The organism is Mesorhizobium sp. PL10 (assembly GCF_053714315.1).
In genome coordinates, this window is the sequence record NZ_JBSKBR010000116.1 from 1 (window position 1) to 1,967 (window position 1,967).

The 1,967-nt window shown below is 61.8% G+C and carries 2 pseudogenes; one reads left to right on the top strand and one right to left on the bottom strand.

Annotated features, from left to right (window positions below):
• Positions 1-174: 174 nt before the first annotated feature.
• A pseudogene (locus ACWGTO_RS33240) lies at positions 175-783 on the top strand (IS630 family transposase); the annotation flags it as partial.
• Positions 784-1,068: 285 nt separating this feature from the next.
• On the opposite strand, the pseudogene ACWGTO_RS33245 reads toward ACWGTO_RS33240, so the two are convergent.
• Positions 1,069-1,899, bottom strand: a pseudogene (locus tag ACWGTO_RS33245) (IS110 family transposase); the annotation flags it as partial.
• Positions 1,900-1,967 lie beyond the last annotated feature (68 nt).

The following is a 1,967-nucleotide window of genomic DNA, read 5'->3' on the forward strand; positions in this document are numbered from 1 at the left end:
GGGGACTCACAGATTCAGCACTGGCGCCATATGTCACGTGTTAACTCACCCGATTGCCCTGAGGAGGAGCTTGACCTCAACGACCCCAATCAGAGAAGCCTGCTAGTGGTTCCTACCTAACATAAGAGTCCGGCAGGTGATTCCCTTGGGCGCGTGCGCATGCGAGTCTGGCGTATGCGCACAGGAATATCCTTCACCGTTTCGCCGACCGATCGCCAGCGCCTGACGGCACTGATCAGAGATCGCAATGCGCCGCAGAAGCACGTCTGGCGTGCGCGGATCATCCTGTTGAGCGCCGACGGCTTGGGCACCGTCGCGATCATGCGGCAAACTGGTAAGTCCAAGACCTGCGTGTGGCGCTGGCAGGAGCGCTTCGCCGCCGAAGGCTTCGAAGGACTGTTGCGCGACAAGACGCGGCCTTCGCGCATTCCGCCGCTCCGACCGGAAGTGGCCGAACGCGTGGTGGCGCTGACATTGCAGGACCCGCCGGGCGAGACGACGCACTGGACCGCGGACATGATGGCGCAAGCGGCTGGCATCAGCGCAAGCGCTGTGCGTCGCATCTGGAAGGCGCACGGGCTGCAGCCCAACCGCTGGCGCCAGTTCAAACTCTCCAACGATCCGCAGTTCGTCGACAAACTGCGCGACGTCGTCGGCCTTTATGTCGATCCACCGGCCCACGCCATCGTGCTGTCGGTCGACGAAAAGAGCCAGATCCAGGCGCTCGACCGCACCCAGCCCGGCCTGCCGATGAAAAAGGGAAGGCTCGGCACCATGACTCATATGTGGACGGCCCCCTCCTCGCAAGGTGTTGAGCTGCGTTTTGATCGGATCGCTTGCGATCATATGTCCGGCCTCTGTTTTGTGCGGTCGCACATGACCGCGGGCCAAGATGGTTTCCGCAACGCGAGTTCCTAACACGACTGCGACCTACAACGGCCAGTGAGTCATCCGGATTATCTTGCGTCGTGGATCGATCGATCACACCACCTGCTCATTCTCTTGCAAGTTCCTACATCAGCTCAACACGGTCGCATCTTCGTCTGCTCCCCGTGTTTGGCTGATCTTCTAAGCCGCGCACGCCGCACCTGGCGGCACAGCATTGGTTCGGTACGCTTCGCCAGTCACCATCATTCTCCAGGCGATGCGAGCGATTTTGTTCGCCAACGCCACGGCGACGAGCTTCGGCGGCTTGCGCTTGAGGAGATCGAGGAGCCAGGGCGAGGAATTCCTGCCCCGTCCGTCCCGCACTCGTCGCAGGAGAGCGGTGGCGCCGACCACCAGCGTACTTCTCAAGGCTTCGTAGCCGGCGCGTGTAATCACGCCGAGCCGGACCTTGCCGGCTGTAGAGTGATCTTTCGGGGTCAGGCCGATCCAGGCGGCAAAGTGCCGGCCTGATCGGAAGCCCTCGGGGCTTGGCGTCTTCATCATCAGAAGCGATGCGCCGATCGGACCGACGCCGGGGATTTGCGCCAGACGACGGCTGCATTCATCGGCCCGATGCCAGGCCATCAACTTGGCGTCGACCTCTTCCAGCCGCGCTTGCAATTGAGCATATTCCGCGCCGTGGAGCGCGAACAGCTCCCGCGCCAGTTCCGGCAGCGACTCATCGGCTGCGATGCGCTCGAGCAGCGGCTCAATCTTGCATATTCCCTTGGCGGCAGTCAGTCCGAACTCGGCCGCATAACCGCGGATCGAATTGACGAGTTGCGTGCGATTTCGGATCAGTCGGTCGCGCATACCGGGCAGCATCAGCGCCGTCTGGTGGTCGGCTGTCTTCACCGGAACGAAGCGCATCGTCGGCCGGCTCATCGCCTCGCACAGCGCTTCGGCATCAGCCGCATCGTTCTTGCCTCGCTTGACGTATGGCTTGACGAACTGCGGCGGGATCATCTGGACAGTTCGAAATACCTAGCGTTTGGAACCGGTTTTTGATTCACTCGACGCGTGATTTGCGCGGAGGCAGT